The following is a 23,928-nucleotide window of genomic DNA, read 5'->3' on the forward strand; positions in this document are numbered from 1 at the left end:
CCACACCCAAAGAAATAAAATCACCGGAAGAAATGAGAAATAAATACCCCGCTAAAAATAAAACCCGGCAGATAAATAACAGAAGTGAAAATAATGTGATTATTTTAGCCGGTGTGGCGGCTGGCGTTGTTGCCTGAGATTCTTAATTGCATTCCTAATGGTGGTTGTTTGTTTTTAAAGGATTTTCACGCCGATTTCATGATCATTTCACCTTGTGATAAACACCGGAAAAACTAAAAAAATTCATTTTATATTAAGGCTATTCTTAAAAACTTTACCGGCGCTGATGTTATTTGTTTTTTAAAAGCCAAACCTCTAGCGTTTTAATTCGCCGGGCTTGATTAATTGGCAAGGAATCCCCCGGTAATATCGGGCCGCGTCCGGCGGCAGCGGGATAAATACGCGATAAAAAAACAGCGTAAACCTGCGGCGGCAACCGGGCGGCCCGCCGGTATGTCAGGACTCACACAGCAAGTCATCAGGAGAATAAGAAAATGAACGCAACTATGATGAAAGTGGCCGGGCTTATCGCCGCCCTGGCGATCTCCGGCGGCGCGGCTGCGGCACAAACCGCAGGCAGCAGCGCGACCTCGCTGAGCAAGGGGCAGTCTGATGCCATCGGTGTCGGCAGCATTGCCGCGATTACCGCCGTGGCGCTGCTGCTGGAAAATGGCGGCTCAGACGGCAACGGCTCCACTGCCACCAGCACCTCGACCACCACCCAGACCACCCGCTAACCTGTTGCTTGTTTTGCGCTTTACCTGTAACTCCCCTTTGCTTGTTTTACAGGCCGCCTCCGGGCGGCCTCTTTTTTCCGTCTTCACCGGCGGCCTTTTTCATTGCCGGGGCGGCGGTGGGTTGCTATAGCTATTCCCAGGGCTGCCGCACCCGGCCGGGTGGGCAGGCCACGCTTTGCGCCGACACCGTGCGCAACAGATGACCTCAACCGGGGGATAAGATGATGAGCAATGAAAACCAGAAAGTCGCGATCGTGACCGGGGCCTCACGCGGCATCGGGGCGGCCGTGGCGGAACGGCTGAGCAAAGAGGGGTTTGCGGTAGTGGTGAACTACGCCAGCCAGGCCCTGCCGGCCAATGCGCTGGTGGAAAAAATCACCCTGCGCGGTGGCCGGGCGATCGCGGTAAAAGCGGATGTCAGTGATGCTGCCGCCGTGGCCGCCTTGTTTGACCGGGCCGACGCCGACTTTGGCGGGGTGGACGTGCTGGTCAATAACGCCGGGGTCATGGCCATTGCGCCGCTGGCGGAGATCGATGACGCCACCTTTGACCGGCTTATCGCCATCAACCTGAAAGGCAGCTTCAACACCCTGCGTGAGGCGGCAACGCGCCTGCGCGACGGCGGCCGCATCATCAACCTTTCCTCCAGCCTGGTCGGGCTGCTGCACCCCGGTTACAGCGTCTACACCGCCACCAAAGCCGGGGTGGAAGCGATGACGGCGGTGCTGGCGCGGGAACTGCGCGGCCGCCACATCACGGTAAACGCCGTCGCGCCCGGCCCGACCGCCACCGATCTGTTCCTCGACGGCAAAACCCCGGAACAGGTGGAGCGGCTGGCGAAGATGCCGCCGCTGGAGCGCCTCGGCGAGCCGCAGGACATCGCCGCCACCGTGGCATTCCTGGCCGGGCCGGATGGCGGCTGGATCAACGGCCAGACGCTGCGCGCGAACGGCGGCATTATCTGACGTTCATCAGGCCTGACTGCGCCGCCAGCGCCACACATCCACACTCAAAAACAGCAGCAGGCTGACGCCCATCACCGGCAAGGCGAGCGCCAGCCCGGCGGCCACCAGCACCACCGCGAGGCGCGGCAGCCACGGCAACCCGGCCCAGGCGGCAGAGAGTGTCTGCGCCGGGTGCTGCGCGGGGGCCGCGGGCCGCCGCAGCCACCACATCCGGTAACCCCAGAGGATCATCAGGCACAGCCCCAGTCCGAACGCCGCCAGCACCAGTTGGTTCGGCAGCCCGAACAGCACGCCCATATGTGCGTCAATTCCCCAGCGTGTCAGTTTCGCCACCAGCGGGAAATCGGCAAAGCGCACCATATCCACCACCCGGTAGCCGTGCGGGTCGATGGCCGCGGAATCGACGCGCGTCGGCCAGCGGGGATTGATCTCATTCACCGTCCAGGCCCGGCCGGCGATTTTCGCCGGGCGGATCTCCAGCCGGTCAGCGGCAATCCCGGCCTGCCGCGCCGCCGCCAGCACGCCGTCAAACGTGGCGGCGGCCTGCGCCGGGGCGGGCGGCATCACCATGCCGGGCATCATCATCATGCCGTGGTGCTCCGCGTGCGGGTCAGCCTCTTCTTTTTCACCCTGGCTGCGGTGCAGCTCGGTGTTCACGGCCGGGGTCATCCAGTCCAGCGCGCTGCGCATCCGGTCGATATTGCTGCCTGCCCAGTTTGACCAGGTCAGGCCGGTGGCGGAGAAGAACAGCAGCCCCAGCAGCAGCGTCAGCCCGGTCACGGTATGGCGGCGGCGGGTGCGTTGCTGTTGCCGGGCGTTCTCCGTGGCGTGGCGCGTCAGCCGCGGCGGGCGCTGCATCAGCCAGAGCGCCAGACCGCCCAGCGCCGCCACCCACAGCCAGGAGGCGGCCAGCTCGCTGTAAACGCGCCCCGGCTCGCCCAGCAGCAGGTTGCGGTGCAGGTAGTCCAGCGTGGTGCGCAACGGCAGGATGCCGCTGGTGCCGTAGGCGGTCAGCTCGCCGCGCAGCGCCAGCGTGTGTGGGTCAATAAACAGCGCCCGGCTCTCCGACGGCCCCAGCCCGGCGGCCGCAAACATCACGCGGGTGGTCTGGCCGGGGGAAGGCGCAGGGCGCACGGCGATGATCCGCGCACCATGCCCTGCCGCCGCCTGGGCCGCGGCAACCTGGCGTGACAGCGGCTGCACCGGGCCGGTGGCGTCGGTAAAGAGTTGCTGCGCATACAGCGCATTTTCGAGTTGCGGCGTCAGCACATACAGCGTGCCGGTGAGGGCGGCGACAAAGATAAACGGGCCGACGAACAGGCCAATGGCGAAATGCAGCCGCTTCAGCAGCGCCAGCAGCGCCGCGCGGGCAGAGAGGGTGCGCGCAGGCGTACGCGCCTGCGGCAAAGATTCAACCGACATGGTGAACTCCGTGATAAGGCAAACGACACGCGCCACCGCCCGGCAGGGCAGCGGCAACGGACAACAGACGCCGGGGCGTCAGGGGCTTATCAGCAGAAAGGGGGCGCGCGGGTACGCGGGCGGCAGACCGGCGGGGGCGGCGGCAGGCGTAACCGCAGCCGGGGCGGCGGCACACGGGCCGCCAGCAGGGTAAACCAGGCCAGCAACGGCAGCGCCATCTCCAGCAGCGGCGCATGGGCCAGCAATACGCAGTAACCACAGGCGGCCTGATCGGCCATCATCCCCGCGGGGTGCGACATCGGCATCTCACCCGCCGCCATCGCGCCATGATCCATCGCCTCATGGCCCATTGCCTCATGGCCCATTGAGGGAGAGTCCATCGCCATCATCATGCCGGGCATCGCCGTCGTCCGGGCGTGCGTGTCTGCCAGTGAGGTGGAGATCACCGGGGCAACAAACAGCAGCAGCAGAGCGACTATCCCCAGCCAGGCCGCCGTGGTACGGTGCCGGGCAGAGGGGCGGAGCGTCAGAAACACAGCAGATCCCATCACAGGGTTACCACGCCATGCGGTAACCGGCGCAGGGAGTGTACGTGATTTATCGCAGAAATGTTAAACCCGTGCTGCTAAAAACACACGGGACAGTAAAGAAAAGATCACCGATCGGTGACGTCAAACGGGGCAATTAACCGGCCAACCGCCCCCTTATGGGAGCGGCATCACCAGCAGATCCATCAGGCTGCGCTGGCTGACGCTGGAGAAGGGCAGGGTCTGGATGCTTTCCATCCCGTGCCGCAGGTAGAAGGTGCGCGCCCGCGGGTTGTTCTGCAACACCGTCAGCCACAGGCTTTTCTGGCCCTGTTGCCTGGCGGCCGCCAGCACCTGCTCCCACAGTTGCCGGCCATAGCCCTGGCCGGTCTGTTCCGGCATCAGGTAGAGTTTTTGCAGCAGCGCGCCCGGCTCGTTATTGTCAGGGCGCGGGCGGTTCCAGCACACCTTGGCAAAGCCGATCGGTTGCCCGGCGGACTCGGCCAGCAGCCACAAAATCTCCGGGTTGGCGAGTTCGGCCTCCAGCGTGTCACGGTTGTACTCGTCGGCCAGAAACTCCTCCATCTCCGCTGCCACCTGCCACAGGTGGGCAAAATGGTGCAGGTAGGATTCACGCGCCACTTGTTGCAGGGTGGCCGCATCCGCGACCCCGGCCGTTCTGATCGTCAACATTCTCATTCCTTCGATGTATAAAAGACCTCCATCCTGCGTAATTTAACGACACAAATCAATCCGCTTGCTGAATCGTTTTAACCGTTCATTCACAAAATGAATGAATCAGGCGAACCCGATCCCGGTGCGCCGGGCGGGCAAACCGGAAATTTGCCTGCGGCAAGTGGCTAAGGTTTCGCCGCCGGGTGCCGATAACGTTCCCGATGCCTGGCGGGAAACAGGTGAACCACCCGAGCAGGGAGTGCCGCTGACACTGTGACTGACTTCGCCAGGGGAACCCCATGTTTTTGTCATCCTTATTTCGTAAAAAGCCGCCGGGCACTGCGCACCGCGGCCTCTCTACCCGCAGTGTGATGCTGCTGGCGGGGCTTGGCGTGATCACGCTGGGCTTTGTCACCACGCTGGGCCTGCTGAGTTACCAATCCGGCAAGCAACAAAAAGCCCTTTCTATCCACTACCTGACCCAGACGGCAGCCACGCAGGCGTTGGCGACCCAGCAACGGCTGGATGCGGCGCTGATTGCCGCGCGCTCGCTGGGCGTCAACCTGCAAAGCCTGCAACAGGGCGGCGCGGCCGATCGCCACCTGGCGGATACCCTGTTACAGAATACGCTCGGTAACCATCCCGATTTTCTGTCGATGTCGATGGGCTGGGAGCCGGACGCCTTTGACGGCAAAGACCGGGCGCTGGCCGGGCAGCCGGGGCAGGATGCCGCCGGGCGGTTTGTGCGCTACAGCGATCGCGATGCGCAAGGCAACCCGGCGCTGCACAACTTAACGGACTACGAGACCCCCGGCAGCGGCAATTACTATCTGTTGCCGCGTGAGCGCCGCACGGACGTGATTCTGGAGCCTTACAGTTACCCGTATAACGGCGTGCCGGTACTGCTGACGTCGATTGCCGTGCCGATCATGAAAGAGGGGAAATTCCTCGGGTCGGTCACGGCGGATTTCTCGCTGGTCACCTTGCAAAAGATGATTGCCGGGATTGTGCCGTTCCAGGGCACCGGTTATGCGGCGCTCTATTCGGCAGAGGGGAAAGTGGTGGCGCATCCGGACGCGGCGCTGCGTGGCGGGAGCGTGACCGAGGCGGGGCTGTTGGAGCATATCCGCGCCGGGAAGCCGTGGCAGGCGGAAGTGGAAGACAGCGTGCTGAAGACGCGCGCCATCAGTATTGTGTTGCCGATCCCGGTGGGGAACAGCGGCACGCCGTGGATGTTGCAGATTGTCGCGCCGCTGGATGTGGTGATGGCGGCGGCCGATCGGCAGCGTACTCAGGCGTTGTGGCTGATGTTGCTGAGTATTGTGATTGTGACCGGCGTGCTGGGTGCGGTGTTTACCTTTAAGGTGGCGCGCCCGCTGGGCGGGGAACCGCGCGAGGCGGCCGAGATTGCGCTCGCCGTCGCCGCAGGGGATTTACGTTTGCCGGTGACGGTGAGCGCGCAGGACACGCACAGTCTGTTTTATGCGCTGTCGACCATGCAGCGTCAGCTGTCGACGCTGGTCGGGCAGATCCGTGCCACCAGTGAGGCAGTGAGCAGCGAGGCCACGCAGATCGCTGCCGGGAATGTGGAGCTGGCGGCCCGCACGGAGCAGCAGGCTGCCGCGCTGGAGCAGACGGCGGCCAGTATGGAGCAGTTGACCGCCACGGTGCAGCAGAACGCCGAGAACGCCCACAGCGCCACCGCACTGACCGGCAATGCCGCGCAGATAGCCGGGCGCGGCGAGCATCTGGTGGGTGAGGTGGTCGCGATTATGGGTGAGATTGACGACAGCGCGCGGCGCATCAACGAGATCACCACGCTGATTAACGGCATCGCGTTCCAGACCAATATTCTCGCGTTGAACGCGGCGGTGGAAGCCGCCCGCGCCGGTGAGCAGGGCCGTGGTTTCGCGGTGGTTGCCGGGGAAGTGCGGAATCTGGCGCAGCGCAGCGCCGACGCCGCCCACGAGATCAGCGCATTGCTGGCGGAGTCCGGTGCCCGTGTCGGCAAGGGGGTATCGTTGGTGAACGCCACCGGCAAGACGATGGCCGAGATGACGCAGGCCGTGATGGCAGTCAACGCCATTATGGCGGAGATTGTCACCGCCTCGGACGAGCAGGCACGCGGCATCAGCCAGGTGACCCAGGCGGTGCACGAGATGGAGGGTGTCACCCAGCAGAACAGCGCGCTGGTACAGCAAGCCACCGCCACCACCGCCGCCCTGGAGCAGCAGGCCCTTGGCCTGACCGCCCACGTCAGCACCTTCAAAACCCGCGACCTTTAAGCGTTATAAAACCAGGCCGCATAAAAAGCCGGGGCGTATCAACGTCCCGGCTTTTTTTCGCCTTCTTCACGACAACCCCCAACGATTCACCGCCTGCTTTTCCGTACCTACCCAAGAACTTGCAGAAAGGCTGGGGCATAAAAACCCTTGCCGAACGGAGCCACAGGCCTGGGTAAGCGGGGCGGATACCCAAAAACGCCGTCTACTTTTTCCTGACATACCCAAGAATTCGCAGTCTGGTGGGGGCGTAAAAACCCTTGCCGAACGGAGCCGCAGGGCCGGGCGAGCGGGCATGGATGCCCAAAAAAAACGGCTACTTTTTCCTTACATACTTAATAGTTTGCAGAAGTGGTGGGGGCGTAAAAATCATTGCCGAGTGAAGCCGCAGGGCCGGGTGAGCGGGCAGGACGCCCGCGAGAGTCGCAGCCACGCTGGGAGCGTGTCTGCGGCGGCCCGGAAAGCCCGGAGGCGAAATGAGGGCCACCCGCGAGAGCGGGCAATGATTCAGCCGGGGCACCGAAAGTGCGCGGGTGCAGGGCGAGCGCACCGGCGCGCCCTGCTCGGTTGAGGCTTAGTGGTTGAAATGGTCAGCGATGCCGAACAACCGAAACAGTCCACCGCCCCCATTAAAAACAACAGGCGGTACCCGAAGCCCGCGGGTGCAGGGCCAGCGCCCCCGCGCTTACCTCACCCGCTGCCGCCTCTCATGCTGCAACCTCTCCAGCCCAAAAATCACCCGCTGCAAATCGCGCTCCTGCGGGGCGCTGAGCATCGGGAAGCGGAAGCTGAAACGGGTCTGGCTCTGGGTGTCGCCTTTGCGGTCGAGCACCTGGTTCACCATCACGTCAACAAACTGAATATCCAGCGTAAAGCGGCCGAACATCCCTAAATCCAGATCGGTGTTGTGCAACACCATGCCCGGCTGCAAGGTGCCGGTAAACGCCTTATCGGCATACAGGCAGATACCGCCCAGCGAAATATCTTTCACCTGGAAAGAGAAATCCCCGTAGCCCGGCAGGGTGCCGCGGCAGCAGAAATCCAGCGACAGCGGCGTGTTGACGCGGAAGTATTCGCGCCGTTGAATGGCATACAACGACGCAGGCAGCGGCGCGTAAAAGGCCGGCAACCCTTGCCACGTCTGTTCGCGCAACCGGCCGCCGAGGGTGAACTCAATCTTCGCACTGGCGGTTTCCGCCACCACGCCCAGCGTTTGCGCCTCCAGCACCACCCGGTTTTCATGGCTGACGCTGCTCAGATCCAGCACCCATTCGCCGCTCTCCGGCAGCACGGCCAGCACTTTGGTCACGAACTGGCCGCGCGCATGGCTGACCATCACCGCGACGTCCTGCGCTTCGAGGTCACGCAGGCTGGCAATGATCGAGAGCGGGCTGGTTTTCAGAAATTGGTCTTTATCGCTGTGGCTCACCTGGCTTCCCCGGAATAATTATGGCTAATCCTGAATTATCGGCAGCGCCCCGCACGGCTTTAGGCCGGTGGCTGGGTAAATTTCACCCAACGTGGTGACTGGCGCGGCACGGCCCGCCTGTGCCATGCTTTAGCCGGTCGCGGTAATCCGGTTCAGCAATCTCAGGAGGGCAGAATGAGTGAGGCAGTGGTCATACAGCCGGAAATAAGCCGGCAACAGCGCATGGTGGAGCTGTTATTGCGGCTGGCACCGCGTGAAGGCTATACCCAGTCAGCGCTGGAGAATGTGCGTTTTATGCGCGCCAACCAGCCCCTGCCGCTGACGCCGGTGCTCTACGAGCCGAGCATTGTGATTGTCTGCCAGGGGCGTAAACGCGGTTTCTTTGGTGACAAAGCGTTTGTGTATGATGCCCGGCACTATCTGGTGCTGTCAGTGCCGCTGCCGTTTGCCACCGAAACCGAGGCCACGCCGGAGGAGCCGATGCTGGCGGTGGCGCTGCGGCTGGATTTCACCACCACCGCCGATTTAATGCTGGCCATTGAAGAGGGGCACGGGCGGATCGCGGCGGAGCCGCAAAGCATGATCGCGACGCCCCTGACCGGCAAACTCAGCGACAGCGTGCTGCGGCTGCTGGAGGCGCTCAGCACGCCGCTGGAGGCGGACATCCTCGGGCCGTCGCTGGTGCGCGAGATCTGTTTCCGGGTGCTGATGGGCGAGCAGGGCGGTGCGATGCGGGCGGCGCTGGTGCAGCAGGGCAATTTCGGCAAGATTGCCCGTGCGCTGCGCCGCATCCACCAGCATTACGACGCCGCGCTGGACGTCAGCCGCCTGGCCGGGGAAGCGGGCATGAGCGTCCCGGCGTTCCATGCGCATTTCAAAGCGGTGACCCAGACCACCCCCATCCAATACCTGAAATCGACCCGCCTGCATCAGGCGCGGCTGATGATGATCCGCCATGACGTCACGGCCGCGGCGGCGGCGATTCAGGTCGGGTATGAAAGCCCGTCGCAGTTCAGCCGCGAGTTCAAGCGCTTCTTCGGCCGCCCGCCGGGCGAGGAGATCGCCCACATGAAACAGACGCTGGCGTTGACCCCGTCGTCAGCCTTTTCCCATTATGTCACGGCACAAAATTGAACCCCGGCTACGCTTAAGGCTGTGAAGGACAAAGGGAGAAGGGCATGAACCAGTGGGGTATTTTGATTGCGGCCATCCTGGCTGAAGTGGTCGCCACCTCGGCGCTGAAAGCCAGCGACGGCTTCTCACGGCCGGGGCCGACGCTCTTGATGGCGGCAGGCTACGGCATCGCGTTTTATCTGCTGTCATTGACGCTGCGCACCATGCCGGTGGGCGTTGTCTATGCCATCTGGTCAGGGCTGGGCGTGGTGCTGATCACGCTGGTGGGCTGGGTGCTGTTCGGCCAGAAGCTCGATACCCCGGCACTGCTCGGCATGGCGCTGATTGTGGCGGGGGTGATAATCATGAACCTGTTCTCCCATTCGGTGAGCCATTGAACCGGGGAGTGTGAGCCGCGTCTCCCCCTTTCCGCCAGACTCTTCTATGCTGAAAAAAGACGCAGGATCAAGTGGTTGAAGGCTGCGCCACCGGCTGTTTTCACAATGGAGCACACAATGGCTAAAAAATCGGCATGGAAAAGGGGCGCAGCGGCGCTGTCATGGCTGCTGTTGCCGCTGGCGGCAGGCGCGGCGGAGCAGGGGGCACCGGCGGGCTACCAACTGGAAAAAGTGGTGATCATGAGCCGCCACGGCATCCGCGCCCCGTTGGTGAACTACGGCGATGTACTGGCGGACGCCACCCCGCACACCTGGCCGGCATGGAAAACCCCCGGCGGGCTGCTGACCCCCAAAGGCGGGCTGGTGGAGGAGCATGTCGGGCGCTATTTCCGCGCCTGGCTCGGCACAACCGGCCTGCTGGCGGCTGAAGGCTGCCCGGCGCCGAAACAGGTCTTTACCTATGCCAACAGCTTGCCGCGCACCATCGACACCGCCACCCATTTCCTCGCCGGGGCGTTTCCCGGCTGTGATCTCCGCGTCACGCACCAGATGCTGGTCGGCACCATGGACCCGACCTTCAACCCGATCATCACCGCTGAGGTAACGGATACGTTTCGCCGCAACGCGCTGCGCTCCCTTAACCAACATGCCGGTGAGGGCGGCCTCGATGGCCTGAACCAGCGCCTGGCCCCGAACTATGCGTTGCTGGAGCAGGTGCTGGACTACCGGCACAGCAAACTCTGCCGGGAGAAATCTCTGTGTTCGCTGGCGGCGCAGCCCTCCAGCGTGCAACTGCGCCAGGGCAAAGAGCCGGGCATCACCGGGCCGCTGCGGACCGCCACCGGCGCGGCTGACGCCTTTATGCTGCAATATTATGAGGGCTACCCGCTCACCGATGTGGCCTGGGGCAAGGTCAGCACCCCGGCACAATGGCAGCAACTGGAGGCGATCAAAAACCTCTACCATGAGACGTTATTCGGTTCCCCGGCGATCGCCGCCAACGCCGCCGCGCCACTGCTGGGCTTTATCAGCCTGGCGCTGGACGGAACCAACGGTAAAACGCCGGACGAGCAGGCCGCGCAACAGGCGAAACTGACGGTGCTGGTGGGGCATGATTCCAACATTGCGTCGCTGCTGGCGGCGCTGAAAACCCAGGATTATCAGCTGCCGCAGCAGTATGAGCGCACGCCAATCAGCGGCGCGGTGGTGTTCCAGCGCTGGCACGACAGCACCGCTGACCGTGACCTGCTGAAAGTGGAGTATGTCTACCCGGCCACCGGGCAGATCCGCAATAACAGCGCCCTGACCCTGCAAACCCCGCCGCAGCGCGTCACCCTGCGGTTAGCCGGTTGCCCGGCGGATGCGCAAGGTTTCTGCCCGTTCAACACCTTCCGGCAGGTCGCCGCCCGGCAGCCGGTGCCGGAAACCTGACCAGGGGTCAGCCTTGTTGCTGTGCCAGCCAGAGAGTGTGGTGGCCGCAGGTGGGGTCTTCGCTCTGCTGCCTGACCACCCGGAAGCCGTTCTGCGCCAGCAACTGCCGGTACTCTGCCGGGCTGAGGCTGGCGTGGTAGAGCGGCTGGCCGGCAAAGGTGCCGATCGCCTCGCCCTCCGCCGGGCCGCTGGTAAACAGCAGCGCCGCACCGGGGCGCGCATGGGCGCGGAAGATCGGGAACATCCGCCGTTGCGCCTCACGCGTCAGGTGGAAGAAGCTGTCCCAGGCCAACAGGCCGTGGAATGTGCGGCCGAGCGCCAGCGTGCGCATATCCGCCACCTGCCAGCGCTGTTGCGGAAAGCGCGCCCGGCAGAGCGCGATCATCGGCGGCGAGGCATCCACGCCGGTGACCTCACATTCACGTGCCAGCAGGTAGGCCGCCAGTGGCTTTCCCGCCCCACAGCCGATGTCCAGCACGCTACCGCGCGCCGGTAACAGGCTGAGAAACGCATCCAGCCACGGCTGTTCGATAAAGTCATCACGGCGTGCGGCATCCCATAACGCGGCATGTTGCTGGTAGAGCGGGATGATGTTATCGGCGGCGGGGTGGTGGCACATGGTGTCTCCTGAGTGGGGAGGAAAAAGCGTGAGCAGGAAAAGGGCGCGAACCGGGCCGGCTAACCTTAACGGTACACAGCGTAAGGGGAAACATCATGACGCAACGATCTGCACCTCCGCATTTACAGCCCGGCGAACAGGTGGTGCTGTTTGATGGTGAGTGCCCACTCTGCCACCGGCTGGTGCGTTTTCTGTTACGGGCTGACCGGCAGCGCGTGCTGAAACTGGCGACGGTGCAGTCGGCCACCGGGCAGGATTTACTGCGCTGGGCCGGGTTGCCGACGGATAATTTCAACACCATCGCCTGGATCCACGGCCCGCAACTGCGGGTACGGTCTGATGCCTTTTTCGCCATTCTGGCGCAGCTCGGCTGGCCGTGGCGCGCGCTGGCTGCCCTGCGCCTGTTTCCCCGGGTACTGCGCGATGCGGTGTACAACGGCGTGGCGAAAAACCGTTACCGCTGGTTCGGCAAGTTGCCGCCCGGCTCAGCGTTGCCGGGCGCACAGGAACCGGGGCGCTATTTGCCGGGGGGATAGGCCGGGCGGATAAAGCCGGGCGCATTTGTTTACATTTTAATAACATCATGCCGCCCGAAACCGATCTACACTCAACGGGTTGAAAGCATCATGGGTTAAAAACAGCAAGGGTGAAAAGCCCCCCGAATAACAACCCAACCTCATCCAGTTTGTTCCGCCCGCCTTGCGCGGGCTTCTTTTTAGGTGGCGTCAGCCTTTTTCCACCGGCCACTGCGCGTTGAGATCGCCCCATTCTGTCCAGGCACCGTCATAGAGTTTGGCGTCCACGCCCAGTGTGGCCAGGGCGAACACCAGCGCCGCCGCCGTGACGCCGGAACCGCAGCTCGCCACCACCGGCTTCTCCAGATCTACCCCCTGATCGATAAACGTCTGCTTCAGCGCGTCCGGCTTTTTCAGGCGTCCGTCGGCCGAGAGCAGCGTAAAGGGCACGTTCAGGCTGTTCGGGATATGGCCGCTGTGCAGGCCGGGGCGCGGCTCCGGCACCTCACCACGGAAACGCCCGGCGGCGCGGGCATCCACAATCTGCGCTTCGCCGTTCTGGCTGAGTTCACTCACCTCTTTCACCGATTTCACCTGGCTGCGGTCGAAGGCGGCGCGGAACGTCTGCGGCGGGCGGCTCACTTCGCCCTGTTCGAGTGGGCGATCTTCCGCCCGCCAGGCGTTGATGCCGCCATCCAGCACGCGCACATCTTTGGCACCGTAATGGCGCAGCATCCACCAGATGCGCGGCGCGGAGAAGAAATCGCCGTCATCATAGGCAACGATGGTCTGATCGTTACGGATGCCGAGTTTCCCGGCCTCGCGGGCAAAGTAGGCATCTTCCGCCAGCATATGCGGCAGCGGCGTGGTCTGGTCAGAGAGTTTATCCACATCGAAATAGACGGCGCCGGGGATGTGCGCGTCGCGGTACTCTTCCTCCAGCGGCCGCGGCGGGGTGGTGCCGGGCTTGGCTTTGCGGCAGTCGAGCACAATCAGGTTGTCATCCTGCAAATGTTTTTCCAGCCAGTGCGGAGAGACGAGATAAGAAGAGGTCATAGCGTCGCATTCCTTTGTTGCATCGGGGTGGCGGTGGCATCGGGATAGGTAATGTCACCGGGGATCAGGGAGTAAACCCAGGCGTGGCAGGGTTTACCATGGAAATAGAGCCGGTTGCGGTGCAACCCTTCGGCGGTGGCCCCCACCTTTTCGGCCACCCGGCAGCTGCGGTGATTGCGCTCCATCGCCACAATCTCCAGCCGCGTCAGTGCCAGCCGCTCAAAGGCAAACTGGCTGGCGGCGCGGACGGCCAGCGGGGCCAGCCCCCGGCCGGTGTGGTCACTGCGGGTCCAGTAGCCGACGTTGGCCATGTGGTATTCGTAACTGATGCGGTTGAGGGAGATAGCGCCGGTGATCTCGCCGGTTTCCAGGTCAAACAGGTTGAAATTGTATTCGCTGCCGCGCGAGCGTTTTTGTTCTGAATCGCGCAGGAAGCGCAGGCTGTCAGCGACGTTGTACGCCGGGGTGCACCAGCTCTCCCAGCGGCCGATGTCGGCCTGGGAATCGCGCACGGCGCGGCACAGCAGCGGGGCTTCAGCCTCTTCCGGGGCACGGATTTCAATGGCGTTATCACGGTAGATCAGGCGTGGGATCATGGCAGTATCCTCATCGGCAGGGGGATCAGCGTCACCCATGCTGCGGGGAGGTGTCAATATTTTCAGCGTCCTCACCGGGTAACAGCATCACCAGTTTCAGTGCCGGGCTGCCCGCCGGGTAGAAGGTTTGCTGGCGATAATTCACCTCGCCATGCTGCGGGTGGTGGAAGCGGCGCAGGCCGCCCTCGCGCGCCATCACCGTTTGGCCGTGCCACCACTGGGCAAACAGCGTGCTGTCACGGCAGAGCGCCTGCACCTGGTCGCGCACCGGTTCAGAGTGCGGGAAATGGCGCGTCTCCGCGCGAAATTCCGCCACCACCCGCCGCGCGCGCTCCGGCCAGTCTGCCACCAGTTCGCGCGCCAGCGGGTGCAGGAACATGAAATTCAGCAGATTGGGGGCCGGAACAGTGCCGAAAAAGCCACTGAACAGCGCCTGTGCCGGGGCATTCCAGCTGATCACATTCCAGATGCTGTCCAGCAGGTAGCCGGGGCAGTGGAGTTGCTGCACGCTGGCCAGCAAGGCCGGGCCGGCAGCGTCGGCGGCGTCCTGGCTTTCCGGGTCACTGGCCTGCGCCAGGGAGAAGAGATACTCGCGCTCAGCCGTGCCGAGTTGCAGCGCCCGCGCCAGCCGCGCCAGGGTCAGCGGTGAGACGGAAACGTCGCGCCCCTGTTCAATCCAGGTGTACCAGGTGGTGCTGATGCCGCTGAGCTGTGCCAGCTCCTCACGCCGCAACCCGCTGGTACGGCGGCGTGGGGCGCTGGGCAGCCCGGCCTGCGCCGGGGTGAGGCGTTCACGTTGGGCGCGTAAAAAAGCGCCCAGGGCTTTGGGGCCATTCAGGGTATCAGGCTGCATCGTTTCGTTTCCCGTTCGCGAAGGGGGTAGTCGTTATACCAGTATAACTGCTCATATTGTACCCGTATCGGCACGTGCCTATAGTGAACCGGCAGCGCAACAGGGCGCCTGTCAGGCGCTGATTCCCACTATACCCCGGAGGCATTATGGAAAAGCAGAAGACCCACGCAGAAGCGGTTGAGCAGCAGTTCGGTACGCAGGCCACCGCCTATTTACACAGCGCGGTGCATGCGCAGGGTGAGGATTTACAGCGGCTGGCCCGGCGGCTGGCGGCGCACCCGCAGGCGAGCGTGCTGGACATTGGGTGCGGGGCGGGGCACGCCAGTTTTGTGGCCGCCGGTCAGGTGGCGCAGGTGACGGCGTATGACCTTTCCGGGGAGATGCTGGCGGTGGTGGCACAGGCGGCAAACGCGCGGCAGCTGGAGAATATCCGGGTCGTGCAGGGGGCGGCGGAATCCCTGCCGTTTGCGGACGGTGAGTTTGATGTGGTGATCAGCCGTTATTCGGCGCACCACTGGCATGATGTCGGGCAGGCGCTGCGTGAGGTGCGGCGGGTGCTGAAGCCGGGCGGCAAGGTGATCGTGATGGATGTGGTGTCGCCCGGCCACCCGGTGCTGGACATCCATTTGCAGACAGTGGAAGTGCTGCGCGACACCTCCCATGTGCGCAACTATTCCGGCGGCGAGTGGCTCACGCTGTTTAACGCCGCCGGGCTGGGCATTAAGAAAGTGACCCGCGGCCGCCTGGCGCTGGAGTTCAGCAGTTGGATAACGCGGATGCGGACGCCGGAACATTTTGTGACCGCCATCCGGGCGTTACAGGAGGGGGCCTCTGCGGAGGTGGTTGAATATTTTGAGATTCAGGCGGACGGGAGTTTTTGTAGTGATGTGATGACTATTGAGGGGTTTCGGATGTGAGGGGGGCGCATTAGCATACGCCCGCTGTCTTTCAGCTGCCGCAGCCATGCGTAACGTGGGATGTTTCGGTTGTTCATGTGTAATTGTCTTCCGAGCTGTTCAGAGCCTGAAAATAAGTGAAGTGGCATGTTTCGGTTGTTTATGTGTCGTTGTCTACCTGGCTTTCCGAGCCTCAACCGAGCAGGGCGCGCCAGTGCGCTCGCCCTGCACCCGCGCACTTTTTGGTGATCCGGCAGAATTATTGGCCGCTACCGCGGCTTCCCTCCAGCGTCCTCCGGGCTGTTCGGGCCGGGACAGACACGCTCCCGGCATGACTGTCCCTTTCGCGGGCGTCCATGCCCGCTCACCCGGCCCTGCGTCCTCGTCGGCAATAATTTTAATGCCCCCACCAGACTGCAAATTCTTCGCTATGTAAGGAAAGAGTAGATAAGACCTTTTTAAGATTTGGGGAGAATGCAAACGCGTTGCTGCATGAAAATTCAGTATGAGAGTAAATACACCGAGCGACTTAAAAATCTCACCCTACTATTTCCTTACATACTTTTTGGTTTGCAGAGGGGGTGGGGGCGTAAAAATCATTGCCGAGTGGAGCCGCAGGCCAAACGTAAACGCAGACTCATCATTAGAATTTCCCCTACTATTTCCTTACATACCTTTTGATTTGCAATCTGGTGGGGGCGTAAAAATCATTGCCGAGTGGAGCCGCAGGGCCGGGCGAGCACACAGGGATGTGTGCGAGAGTCGCAGCCACGCCGGGAGCGTGTCTGCGGCGGCCCGAAAAGCCCGGAGGCGGAGTGAGGGGACACGCGGGAGCGTGCAATGATTCAGCCGGGGCACCGAAAGCGCGCGGGTGCAGGGCCGGCGCGCCGGCAGGCCCTGCTCGGTTGAGGCTCGGTGAGCCGGGAAGACAAATACACATAAACAACCGAAACATGCCACGTTACGCATGGCTGCGGCAGCAGAAAGAAGCCGGGCGTCTGCCAACGCAACACACCTCGATCCAAAAGCCATCCGCACATGAGCAACCGAAACATGCCACTTAACCATTAACCATTAATGGCTATGAGCCTGCCGCTTAGGCCGCCTTCTCCTTCTTCCCAAACACCTTCTTCCCCAGGACTACCGCACCGAGAACAATCGCCCCGGCAATCAACCCGACCACCAGGTCAACCGCACCGGTAATCAGCGTGCTGACAAACCCGGTGCTGCCGTGGTTCAGCACATCCACCAGACTGTGCATAAACGGCAAACCGTGGGTCAGGATGCTGCCGCCGACCAGGAACATCGCGATGGTGCCGACAATCGACAACGTCTTCATCAACAGCGGGGCAGTGTGTAGGATGCCGCTGCCCAGCGCGTGCAGCAGGCGCGTGAACATGCCGGTGCCCTGGCGCTTGCGCAGGTAAAACCCAACGTCATCCATCCGCACAATACCGGCCACCAGCCCGTACACGCCCACCGTCATTACCACGGCAATCAACACCATCACCATCACCTGATCCACAAACCGCACGTGGGCCACAGTGTTCAGGGAAATCACAATAATCTCGGCGGAAAGAATAAAGTCAGTGCGCACCGCGCCTTTCACTTTCTTCTTCTCCAGCGCCAGTAACTCCTCCTGGGTTTTCGGCGCGTTGGCGCGCGGCGCAGCCTCATGGGCGGCCTCTTTACCATGGAAAAATTTTTCCGCTATTTTCTCAAAACCTTCGTAACAGAGGTAGGCACCGCCAATCATCAGCAACGGGGTGATCGCCCACGGGATAAACGCACTGATCAGCAAGGCCAGCGGCACCAGAATCGCTTTATTGAGCAGCGAGCCTTTGGCGACCGCCCAGACCACCGGCAGCTCGCGGTCAGCTTTGACGCCACTGACCTGCTGGGCATTCAGTGCGAGGTCGTCCCCCAGCACACTGGCGGTTTTCCGTGCCGCCACCTTACTCATCGCGGCGACGTCGTCCAAAATAGAGGCTATATCATCAATCAGTGCCAACAGGCTGCTTCCCGCCATCGTGTTTTCCTTTCGGTTAATTTTTTCAATAGGCCGGATAGTAACAAAAACAGGCAGTAACAAGAAATTACCCGGCGCGCCAGTGTACCACTCGCCCTGTGACCGGGCGTCCCCTTAAAGATAGGCGCTGGCACCGCTTTCGCCCAGCCGGGGCCGGGTAAAGAAATGTTATGGGAAAAAGCGGCAGCCGACAGCAAAATAACCAGAAATTGCTCTATGGCTTTTATACAGATAAGTGTTAGCGACAAAATAATCGTGTGATCCGCCCAGGTAACGCCAAAATAATTGAACACCGAAGCCGGTAAAAAAGAAAAAAGATCCCCCTCCTTATTTCCTCCACGATACTTGAATTTCTTTACACCGGCTGACAACTTTTTTTCACCGCGTGACCCATAATTACTGCTCTGAACACGATCGCCATAGCGTAAATCAGTGTGACATGTCACCACGCCGGGCTATTTGTTTTGCTGCAAATTACCCAGTGCCGTGAAATACCCTGTGTGCGAAAGAGGTTTTCATCTGCAAAAGTATGAGGAGAGTGTCATGAAACTGTTACCTGTGATAACTGCTGCGCTGTTGACGGCTGCCTCGTTCTCTGCCCTGGCGGCAACGGAAGTCAACCGCAGCGAAGCCAGCGGGCTGCAAAGCATGGGCACCGTGACGGTCAGTGGGATTACCGGCTCGCCGGAAGATGCCATCAGTGCCGTAGAGCAAAAAGCCATGGATGAAGGGGCCAGCCACTACCGTATTATCGGCATTGATACGCCGAGTGATTCCAGCCAGCAACGGGTAAATGCCGAGATTTATCGCTGAGCCGAAGTTTATTTCCCGGTCAGGCTGGCCGGCGCTGCCGTCGCGCTTTCGTAACGGCATGAATAACGTGAAATACCGTTAATGGCGTGCGGAAAAAGACCGGATAAATAAACAGTGGGTGAGGGGGTTTATTAAGGTGAAGGGTTTTATCTGCGTTATTTCTTAATAGGGAATACCCGGTAAAAGGCTGTATTAATAATCATAGGGTGCGCCGTGGTAATAACGGCGGCGTCAGGCTATGGCTGCCTGATTGGAAAGTTCTGAAAAAACAGAGACGGCCGGGCGCAGTGTCAGATTGCGCCCGGCCGTCTCTGTTTCTGTTTTGCGGCGGCGCAGCGTGATCAATCATTGCGTCTGTGTGGGTAACAGGTATGATTCCGCTTTTCTAAAAGATGATGGGAACTGCCCGGCGTAGCGGCAGGAAAGGACAGCAATGACACAACCTATTTTTATGGTCGGTGCCCGCGGCGCAGGCAAAACCACGGTCGGTAATGCGCTGGCCCGTGCACTCGGCTATCAGTTCACGGATACGGATGTGTTTATGCAACAGTCCACCGGCCTGAGTGTGGCGGATGTCGTGGCGCGTGAAGGGTGGGCGGGTTTCCGCCGGCGTGAAACCGAGGCGCTGAAAGCCGTCACGGCCCCCCGTACCGTGGTCGCTACCGGCGGCGGCGCGGTACTGGCGGCTGAAAACCGCGCCTTTATGCGCGGGGCGGGGCGGGTGATTTACCTGCGCGCACCGGCTGCCACCCTGGCCCACCGGCTGGAAGAGTACCCGCTGGATGCCCAGCGCCCGACGCTGACCGGCAAGCCGATCAGTGAAGAGATGGTCGAGGTGCTGGCCGCCCGTGAGGCGCTCTATCAGGAAGTTGCCCACCATGTGCTGGACGCCACCACCAGCCCGGCGGAGATCGTCGCGGCCATCCAGCGCCTGTTACAGGTTGAAACCATAAAGTAATCCGCTGCCGGGCCGCCTTCGGCCCGGTTTTCAGAGACTTCCGACCCGCCGCAGCCACCGCCCGCTAAAATCCTGTCTATACTTACTTTTCGGTGCATAACGAAAGGAATTAACCATGCCTGGACATCCTCCCTATCCGCGCGAAGCGCGCATCGTCCCTGTTGAAAAGGGCGAACCCGGTAATACTGTGACCTGGTACGAGTTGCGCGCCGATCATCCGAAACCGGACACCCTGATCAGTGAGCATGAGACGGAATCGGAAGCCCTTGATTCCAAGCGGCGCTACGAAGACGAAAAAATTGATTAGCGGTTAGCCGCCCTGTGAAAATATGTGCAAAAAGCCGGCGCTGATGCCGGCTTTTTCATGCCGGTTTTTTAAGGAAGGCAGGCCGGGCGGGCGGGTTTGCGCGCCCGATCGCGTTATAGGGCAATAATGCGCGCCGGGCGTGAATAATCAGTGACAGCGCGCGCCCACTGACTCTACTATGGCAGTTCTGTTTTCCAGCCGCAGGGTCAGACTATGTTGAATGTTAACGAGTATTTTGCAGGGAAAGTGAAGTCTATCGGGTACGAGAGCGGCACCATCGGTAACGCCAGCGTCGGCGTGATGGAAGTCGGGGAATATACCTTCGGCACCAAACAGCCGGAAGAGATGACGGTGATCACCGGCGCATTGCGGGTACTGCTGCCCGGTTCGCCGGACTGGCAGGTGTTTATGCCGGGGGAAACCTTCTACGTACCGGGCCACAGCGAATTTAACCTTCAGGTGTCTGACACCACCGCCTATCTGTGTAAATACCTGAGCAAATAACGCCGGTTGCCACAGAAAAAAAGCCGCCCACCGGGCGGCTTTTTTATGGCGGGCAGCGCGCGGGATCAGCGCTGCGCTTCGCCGCCGAGTGCCTCGACCACATTGGCAATCAGGGCCGTGAGCTCACTGGTCATCAGGATGAAATCCGCGTCAAAACGGGCGGCCGGGTCATCCCGGTCGATGTCATCATTCTGGTCACGCAGGGCGTCCGCGAACTTCAGGCGCTTGAGGCTGCCGTCATCGGCCAGCAGCAGTTGCACGCGCTCCTGCCAGTCCAGCGCCAGTTTGGTGACCACTTTCCCGGCTTCGATATGCACCGCGATCTCATCAGTGACCAGATCCTGCTTCTTGCAGCGGATCACGCCGCCATCTTCCAGCAGCGCTTTCAGCTCCGCCTCTTCCATCAGCGTGAACCCGGCCGGCAACTCCCCGGCGCGCACCCACTCGGTCAGCGTCAGTTCGATCGGTTTTTCCAACGTCAGCGGCACCACCGGCAGCGAACCGAGGCTTTTGCGCAGCAGCGCCAGCGTATCTTCCGCTTTCTTGGCGCTGGCGCAGTCGATCATGATCAGGCCGTTCACGGTGTCGATCCACAGGAACGTCTGGTTGAAACGGCTGAAGGCGCGCGGCAGCAGGGTGTGCAGCACTTCGTCTTTCAGCGAATCTTTTTCGGTCTTCTTCAGCTTGCGGTGCTGTTCCGCTTCCAGCTTGCTGATTTTGGCCTCCAGGGCCTGCTTCACCACCGGCGTCGGCAGGATTTTCTCCTCCTTGCGGGCGCAGATCAGGATCTGGCCATTGGCGCTGTGGGTCAGGTCTTCACTGTGGCTGCCCATCGGGGAGACCCAACCGGTTTTGGCCATGTCCTGGCTGCCGCACGGGGTGAAGGTGAAGGCGCTGAGCTGTTTTTCCATCTCGTCCGCAGAGAGGGTCACCTCACGGCTTAAACGATAAACCATCAAATTCTTAAACCATAACATCGTTTTATCCCTGTCCGGGCGCGCAAGCGGCGCGCGGTTAATCACAAGCAGGGCGGCATGATACCCAATTGGCGGGCCTCAGTCCTTAAGAAAAATCCCGCGCCGCGGCGGCCTGAGAGCACGGTGTCAGTGCGCCTGCCAGGCGAGCCGCAGCGCCGCGGCCAGCTGGCGCTGGGTATAGGGTTTGCGCAACAGCACGCCGTCGGGCGGGGTGCCGTCGCCGGGCTGCCGCGGGTCCTGCCCGCTGACCAGCAACGTCGCGAGCGACGGGTGGCGCGCCCGCGCCCGGCGCACCACCTCCGCACCGCTTTCGCCGGGCAGCCTCAGGTCACTTATCATCAGGCTGATGTCCGGGGTTTGCGCCAGCAGCGCCAGCGCCTGTTCCCCGTTACTGCACGCCAGTGTCAGGTAGCCGAGCTGGTGGAGCTGCTCGCACAGTGTCTGGCGCACATCCTCTTCATCCTCCAGCACCAGGATCAACCGGTCATCCGGCGGGCTGTTGCGCTCGTCAGCCACCGGGGCCGGCGGCGCGGCGGCGTCTGGTGCGCGCGGCAGTTGCAGCCGCACCCGCGTGCCCTGGCCGGGGCGGCTCTCAATCTGTACCCGGCCGCCCGACTGGCGGATAAACCCATACACCATCGACAGCCCCAGCCCGCTGCCCTGGCCGACGCCTTTGGTGGTGAAGAACGGCTCGAACACCTGCGCACGCACCTCCTCTGACATGCCGCAGCCGCTGTCTTCCACCTCCAGCGCCACCATCGCCTGCACCCGCCCGCCGGTGCGCGCCACCTGCTGGTTCGTCAGGCGGATCAGGATCTCGCCGCCGCGCCCCTCCATCGCATCACGTGCATTCATCACCAGGTTGAGCAGCGCGTTCTCCAGCTGGTTGGCATCAATCCACACCGGCCAGAGCGAAGGGTCAGCCTCGACCCTGAGCGCCAGCCCGTCGGGCAGGGCGTGTTGCAGCAACTCATGCAGGTTCTCCACCAGCAGCGCCACGTCGATGGCCTGCGGTCGCAGCGACTGTTTGCGCGAGAAGGCCAGCAACCGCTGGGTAAGTTGCGCCCCGCGCTCCGCCGCCTTGAGCGAACGGCTGATGCGCGCAGCGGTTTGCGCCTCCAGCGGCTGCTGTTGCGCCAGTTCCAGGCTGCCGATGATCACCGCCAGCAGGTTGTTGAAATCATGCGCCAGCCCGCCGGTCAGCTGGCCGACCGCTTTCATTTTCTGGCTGTGCACCAGGGCCTGCTCCAGGGCTTTGCGCTCGGTGCGCTCCAGCACCACGTTGACCATGCCGCGATCCGGCAGCGGGCTGAAGCGCAGTTCAATCACCCGGCCATCGTTCAGCCGCACCTCCTGCGGGGCGGGGCACCGGCGGGCCAGCCCGGCAAGCGCGGCGTCCCACGGGTGGTCAGAGGCCGGGCCGACACATTGCAGCAGCGCGCGGTAGTGCTGGCCGCGGTGCAGCATGTGCTCATCCAGCCCCAGCAACAGCGGGTATTGCGGGTTCCACACCACCAGGTGGCCGGTGTTGTCGAACAAGGCAAAGCCGTCGCGCATCGCCAGAAAAGTGGTTTCGAGCTGGGTGCTTTTCTCTTTCAGCAGGCGCGAGGTGTGCTCCAGGGAAGCGGTATTGCGCGCAAAAACGTTGAACGCCCGCGCCAGATCGCCCAGCTCATCGCGCCGTTGCAGCGCCGGGACGCTGACGTCCCGTTCGCCTTTCGCCAGCCGCGTCATCGCCCCGGCGATGGCCGTCAGGTGGGAGCCGAGGTTGCGGTAGATATACAGCCCGGCAAACCCGGTGATCACCAGCGCCAGCAGCGCAATCACGCTGATAAAGCCAATGGCGGAGCTCAGCTCCTGGTGGTTCTGGTGGGTGCGCTGCGCGGAGGCCGCCGCCACGTTCTGCACATAGTGGTTGATGTCGTCGTTGAGCATCGCCACCAGCGCCTTGATCTGGTAGGTGTAAAAGGCGATCGCCAGGTCGCTTTGCGCCAGGTCAGCCGCCAGCGGCGTCAGGCGCGCCGCCGTGTGCTGGAACTGCGCCATTTTTTCCGCCATCAGCGCATCCGGCGGCGGTGCCGGCCAGTTGGCCATCACGCGGTCGATCTGCTCCGTTACCGCCTGCGGCGCCGGGATCTGGATGGCGAGGGTCAGCAGCCGGTTCAATTCAATCGCCAGCTCAGGCGGCAGCGGCGAGGGCGGTTGCCGCACGGCAATCTCAATGATGTGGTGCAGGGTGGACTGATCCTGATAGAGCGCGCTCAGCATCTGGTTGCGCTGCATATGCCGCTGGTGGCCGAGCAGCAGCAACCGGCTGACGCTCTGTTGAAGCCGGGTGCTGCGGTCAGTGAGGCGCGCCACCAGCGCCGGGTCACGCTGCGCCAGCGGGGCGGCGGCCAGCCCGCGCAGGGAACCCTGCAAGGCAAGCTGCGTCTGCTTTAAGCGCGCCGACTCGCTCTGGTACTCCAGCGCGCCCACCACCTGCGACAGCCGCACGGCCGCGGTGGCGACGTTCGCCGTGTCGCGCGCCAGCGCCATGCTGCCGTTCATCTCCGCCAGCGTTTGCGCCTGCGCCTGTTCCTGAATCTTGCCTGCATGGTGGAAGCCCACGATCGCCACGGCGCTGACCGTGAGCGTCAGTGCCATCACCAGCAGGTTAAACATCAGCAACCGCCCGCGGGCGCTCGCCAGCAAACGGGGAAGGGAGGGGGCCATAATGCTCCTGACGTGGGGAAAGGGAATGACGCATCATAAAAGCCGCGGCCGGAAAGATTATGACAAAGATGAACGGCGGCTGACATGCGGCGTTTATCTGGCGGTGGTGAA

Annotated in this window: 24 protein-coding genes; 12 read left to right on the top strand and 12 right to left on the bottom strand. The window is 62.3% G+C overall.

Annotated elements, in window-relative coordinates:
• The first annotated feature begins 494 nt into the window (after positions 1-494).
• Entirely contained in the window at positions 495-737 is a 243-nt protein-coding gene (gene yjbE, locus JK232_RS04725; RefSeq protein WP_241506177.1) for an exopolysaccharide production protein YjbE, read from the top strand.
• A gap of 224 nt (positions 738-961) precedes the next feature.
• A complete protein-coding gene (locus JK232_RS04730) occupies positions 962-1,702 on the top strand; it encodes an SDR family oxidoreductase (protein ID WP_212588933.1) in 741 nt (246 codons plus the stop codon).
• 6 nt (positions 1,703-1,708) lie between these two features.
• On the opposite strand, the gene JK232_RS04735 is transcribed toward JK232_RS04730, so the two are convergent.
• The 3 genes from JK232_RS04735 to JK232_RS04745 all read right to left on the bottom strand — a co-directional run bounded on the left by JK232_RS04735 (position 1,709) and on the right by JK232_RS04745 (position 4,344).
• The gene (locus JK232_RS04735; protein WP_072926668.1) at positions 1,709-3,124 is read right to left on the bottom strand and encodes a PepSY-associated TM helix domain-containing protein; all 1,416 of its coding nucleotides are present in this window, start codon (positions 3,122-3,124) and stop codon (positions 1,709-1,711) included.
• Between the two features lie 89 nt (positions 3,125-3,213).
• A complete protein-coding gene (locus tag JK232_RS04740; protein WP_212588889.1) occupies positions 3,214-3,660 on the bottom strand; it encodes a DUF2946 domain-containing protein in 447 nt (148 codons plus the stop codon).
• 168 nt (positions 3,661-3,828) lie between these two features.
• Positions 3,829-4,344: a GNAT family N-acetyltransferase gene (locus JK232_RS04745; protein WP_072926664.1), complete on the bottom strand. Its 516-nt coding sequence runs from the start codon at positions 4,342-4,344 to the stop codon at positions 3,829-3,831.
• A 281-nt stretch (positions 4,345-4,625) separates the two neighbouring features.
• On the opposite strand from JK232_RS04745, the gene JK232_RS04750 reads away from it, so the two are divergent.
• Positions 4,626-6,611, top strand: coding sequence for a methyl-accepting chemotaxis protein (locus JK232_RS04750; protein ID WP_241506175.1), 1,986 nt, complete (start codon positions 4,626-4,628; stop codon positions 6,609-6,611).
• A 682-nt stretch (positions 6,612-7,293) separates the two neighbouring features.
• On the opposite strand, the gene JK232_RS04755 is transcribed toward JK232_RS04750, so the two are convergent.
• A complete protein-coding gene (locus JK232_RS04755; protein ID WP_212588890.1) occupies positions 7,294-8,037 on the bottom strand; it encodes a flagellar brake protein in 744 nt (247 codons plus the stop codon).
• A 174-nt stretch (positions 8,038-8,211) separates the two neighbouring features.
• Between JK232_RS04755 and JK232_RS04760 the strand changes: the two genes are divergently transcribed.
• The 3 genes from JK232_RS04760 to agp all read left to right on the top strand — a co-directional run bounded on the left by JK232_RS04760 (position 8,212) and on the right by agp (position 10,979).
• Positions 8,212-9,171 carry an AraC family transcriptional regulator gene (locus tag JK232_RS04760; protein ID WP_246538297.1) on the top strand — a complete coding sequence of 320 codons (960 nt, stop codon included), beginning with the start codon at positions 8,212-8,214 and terminating at the stop codon, positions 9,169-9,171.
• A gap of 44 nt (positions 9,172-9,215) precedes the next feature.
• Positions 9,216-9,548: a DMT family transporter gene (locus tag JK232_RS04765; protein WP_072926644.1), complete on the top strand. Its 333-nt coding sequence runs from the start codon at positions 9,216-9,218 to the stop codon at positions 9,546-9,548.
• Positions 9,549-9,665: 117 nt separating this feature from the next.
• A complete protein-coding gene (agp, locus tag JK232_RS04770; protein ID WP_212588891.1) occupies positions 9,666-10,979 on the top strand; it encodes a bifunctional glucose-1-phosphatase/inositol phosphatase in 1,314 nt (437 codons plus the stop codon).
• 7 nt (positions 10,980-10,986) lie between these two features.
• On the opposite strand, the gene JK232_RS04775 is transcribed toward agp, so the two are convergent.
• Positions 10,987-11,598 (bottom strand): class I SAM-dependent DNA methyltransferase, encoded by a 612-nt coding sequence (locus tag JK232_RS04775; protein ID WP_212588892.1) that lies wholly within the window; start codon positions 11,596-11,598, stop codon positions 10,987-10,989.
• A gap of 95 nt (positions 11,599-11,693) precedes the next feature.
• Here JK232_RS04775 and JK232_RS04780 point away from each other — a divergent pair, with 95 nt between their 5' ends.
• Positions 11,694-12,134: a thiol-disulfide oxidoreductase DCC family protein gene (locus tag JK232_RS04780; RefSeq protein WP_212588893.1), complete on the top strand. Its 441-nt coding sequence runs from the start codon at positions 11,694-11,696 to the stop codon at positions 12,132-12,134.
• Between the two features lie 189 nt (positions 12,135-12,323).
• On the opposite strand, the gene sseA is transcribed toward JK232_RS04780, so the two are convergent.
• From sseA to JK232_RS04795, 3 genes are read right to left on the bottom strand one after another with little or no spacing between them, the layout of a single operon-like run.
• Positions 12,324-13,169, bottom strand: a complete 846-nt coding sequence (gene sseA / locus JK232_RS04785; RefSeq protein ID WP_212588894.1) for a 3-mercaptopyruvate sulfurtransferase — start codon at positions 13,167-13,169, stop codon at positions 12,324-12,326.
• Positions 13,166-13,765 (bottom strand): GNAT family N-acetyltransferase, encoded by a 600-nt coding sequence (locus tag JK232_RS04790; protein ID WP_072926625.1) that lies wholly within the window; start codon positions 13,763-13,765, stop codon positions 13,166-13,168. The genes sseA and JK232_RS04790 overlap by 4 nt, the downstream gene beginning before the upstream one ends.
• A gap of 31 nt (positions 13,766-13,796) precedes the next feature.
• The gene (locus tag JK232_RS04795) at positions 13,797-14,618 is read right to left on the bottom strand and encodes a helix-turn-helix transcriptional regulator (protein WP_212588895.1); all 822 of its coding nucleotides are present in this window, start codon (positions 14,616-14,618) and stop codon (positions 13,797-13,799) included.
• 146 nt (positions 14,619-14,764) lie between these two features.
• On the opposite strand from JK232_RS04795, the gene JK232_RS04800 reads away from it, so the two are divergent.
• Positions 14,765-15,535, top strand: a complete 771-nt coding sequence (locus tag JK232_RS04800; protein WP_212588896.1) for a class I SAM-dependent methyltransferase — start codon at positions 14,765-14,767, stop codon at positions 15,533-15,535.
• 1,075 nt (positions 15,536-16,610) lie between these two features.
• Here the strand turns inward: JK232_RS04800 and JK232_RS04805 are convergent.
• Positions 16,611-17,543 carry a DUF808 domain-containing protein gene (locus tag JK232_RS04805; protein WP_072926614.1) on the bottom strand — a complete coding sequence of 311 codons (933 nt, stop codon included), beginning with the start codon at positions 17,541-17,543 and terminating at the stop codon, positions 16,611-16,613.
• The gene (locus tag JK232_RS04810; RefSeq protein WP_212588897.1) at positions 17,516-17,914 is read right to left on the bottom strand and encodes a hypothetical protein; all 399 of its coding nucleotides are present in this window, start codon (positions 17,912-17,914) and stop codon (positions 17,516-17,518) included. Before JK232_RS04810 ends, JK232_RS04805 begins: the two co-directional genes overlap by 28 nt.
• A gap of 172 nt (positions 17,915-18,086) precedes the next feature.
• On the opposite strand from JK232_RS04810, the gene JK232_RS04815 reads away from it, so the two are divergent.
• The 4 genes from JK232_RS04815 (at position 18,087) to ppnP (ending at position 20,125) form a co-directional block, all read left to right on the top strand.
• The gene (locus JK232_RS04815) at positions 18,087-18,356 is read left to right on the top strand and encodes a YdgH/BhsA/McbA family protein (protein WP_072926611.1); all 270 of its coding nucleotides are present in this window, start codon (positions 18,087-18,089) and stop codon (positions 18,354-18,356) included.
• 433 nt (positions 18,357-18,789) lie between these two features.
• The gene (gene aroL, locus JK232_RS04820; RefSeq protein WP_072926607.1) at positions 18,790-19,314 is read left to right on the top strand and encodes a shikimate kinase AroL; all 525 of its coding nucleotides are present in this window, start codon (positions 18,790-18,792) and stop codon (positions 19,312-19,314) included.
• 115 nt (positions 19,315-19,429) lie between these two features.
• Positions 19,430-19,621, top strand: coding sequence for a YaiA family protein (locus tag JK232_RS04825; RefSeq protein WP_072926604.1), 192 nt, complete (start codon positions 19,430-19,432; stop codon positions 19,619-19,621).
• Between the two features lie 213 nt (positions 19,622-19,834).
• The gene (gene ppnP / locus JK232_RS04830; RefSeq protein ID WP_072926601.1) at positions 19,835-20,125 is read left to right on the top strand and encodes a pyrimidine/purine nucleoside phosphorylase; all 291 of its coding nucleotides are present in this window, start codon (positions 19,835-19,837) and stop codon (positions 20,123-20,125) included.
• A 65-nt stretch (positions 20,126-20,190) separates the two neighbouring features.
• On the opposite strand, the gene rdgC is transcribed toward ppnP, so the two are convergent.
• Positions 20,191-21,102 (bottom strand): recombination-associated protein RdgC, encoded by a 912-nt coding sequence (gene rdgC, locus JK232_RS04835; protein ID WP_072926924.1) that lies wholly within the window; start codon positions 21,100-21,102, stop codon positions 20,191-20,193.
• A 126-nt stretch (positions 21,103-21,228) separates the two neighbouring features.
• Complete coding sequence (locus JK232_RS04840; RefSeq protein ID WP_101834295.1) at positions 21,229-23,817, bottom strand: ATP-binding protein; 2,589 nt, start codon at positions 23,815-23,817, stop codon at positions 21,229-21,231.
• Between the last annotated feature and the right edge of the window lie 111 nt (positions 23,818-23,928).

It is taken from the genome of Nissabacter archeti (assembly GCF_018257325.1).
Taxonomy (GTDB): Bacteria; Pseudomonadota; Gammaproteobacteria; order Enterobacterales; family Enterobacteriaceae; genus Chimaeribacter; species Chimaeribacter arupi.

Excerpts from the sequence above, each read along its gene's own strand:
- JK232_RS04745 (WP_072926664.1), bottom strand. The coding sequence starts at position 4,344 with ATGTTGACGATCAGAACGGCCGGGGTCGCGGATGCGGCCACCCTGCAA.
- sseA (WP_212588894.1), bottom strand. The coding sequence starts at position 13,169 with ATGACCTCTTCTTATCTCGTCTCTCCGCACTGGCTGGAAAAACATTTG.
- JK232_RS04765 (WP_072926644.1), top strand. The coding sequence starts at position 9,216 with ATGAACCAGTGGGGTATTTTGATTGCGGCCATCCTGGCTGAAGTGGTC.
- JK232_RS04750 (WP_241506175.1), top strand. The coding sequence starts at position 4,626 with ATGTTTTTGTCATCCTTATTTCGTAAAAAGCCGCCGGGCACTGCGCAC.
- JK232_RS04840 (WP_101834295.1), bottom strand. The coding sequence starts at position 23,817 with ATGGCCCCCTCCCTTCCCCGTTTGCTGGCGAGCGCCCGCGGGCGGTTG.
- rdgC (WP_072926924.1), bottom strand. The coding sequence starts at position 21,102 with ATGTTATGGTTTAAGAATTTGATGGTTTATCGTTTAAGCCGTGAGGTG.
- ppnP (WP_072926601.1), top strand. The coding sequence starts at position 19,835 with ATGTTGAATGTTAACGAGTATTTTGCAGGGAAAGTGAAGTCTATCGGG.
- JK232_RS04815 (WP_072926611.1), top strand. The coding sequence starts at position 18,087 with ATGAAACTGTTACCTGTGATAACTGCTGCGCTGTTGACGGCTGCCTCG.
- yjbE (WP_241506177.1), top strand. The coding sequence starts at position 495 with ATGAACGCAACTATGATGAAAGTGGCCGGGCTTATCGCCGCCCTGGCG.
- JK232_RS04795 (WP_212588895.1), bottom strand. The coding sequence starts at position 14,618 with ATGCAGCCTGATACCCTGAATGGCCCCAAAGCCCTGGGCGCTTTTTTA.
- JK232_RS04780 (WP_212588893.1), top strand. The coding sequence starts at position 11,694 with ATGACGCAACGATCTGCACCTCCGCATTTACAGCCCGGCGAACAGGTG.
- agp (WP_212588891.1), top strand. The coding sequence starts at position 9,666 with ATGGCTAAAAAATCGGCATGGAAAAGGGGCGCAGCGGCGCTGTCATGG.
- JK232_RS04825 (WP_072926604.1), top strand. The coding sequence starts at position 19,430 with ATGCCTGGACATCCTCCCTATCCGCGCGAAGCGCGCATCGTCCCTGTT.
- JK232_RS04735 (WP_072926668.1), bottom strand. The coding sequence starts at position 3,124 with ATGTCGGTTGAATCTTTGCCGCAGGCGCGTACGCCTGCGCGCACCCTC.
- JK232_RS04775 (WP_212588892.1), bottom strand. The coding sequence starts at position 11,598 with ATGTGCCACCACCCCGCCGCCGATAACATCATCCCGCTCTACCAGCAA.
- JK232_RS04760 (WP_246538297.1), top strand. The coding sequence starts at position 8,212 with ATGAGTGAGGCAGTGGTCATACAGCCGGAAATAAGCCGGCAACAGCGC.
- aroL (WP_072926607.1), top strand. The coding sequence starts at position 18,790 with ATGACACAACCTATTTTTATGGTCGGTGCCCGCGGCGCAGGCAAAACC.
- JK232_RS04805 (WP_072926614.1), bottom strand. The coding sequence starts at position 17,543 with ATGGCGGGAAGCAGCCTGTTGGCACTGATTGATGATATAGCCTCTATT.
- JK232_RS04730 (WP_212588933.1), top strand. The coding sequence starts at position 962 with ATGAGCAATGAAAACCAGAAAGTCGCGATCGTGACCGGGGCCTCACGC.
- JK232_RS04790 (WP_072926625.1), bottom strand. The coding sequence starts at position 13,765 with ATGATCCCACGCCTGATCTACCGTGATAACGCCATTGAAATCCGTGCC.
- JK232_RS04800 (WP_212588896.1), top strand. The coding sequence starts at position 14,765 with ATGGAAAAGCAGAAGACCCACGCAGAAGCGGTTGAGCAGCAGTTCGGT.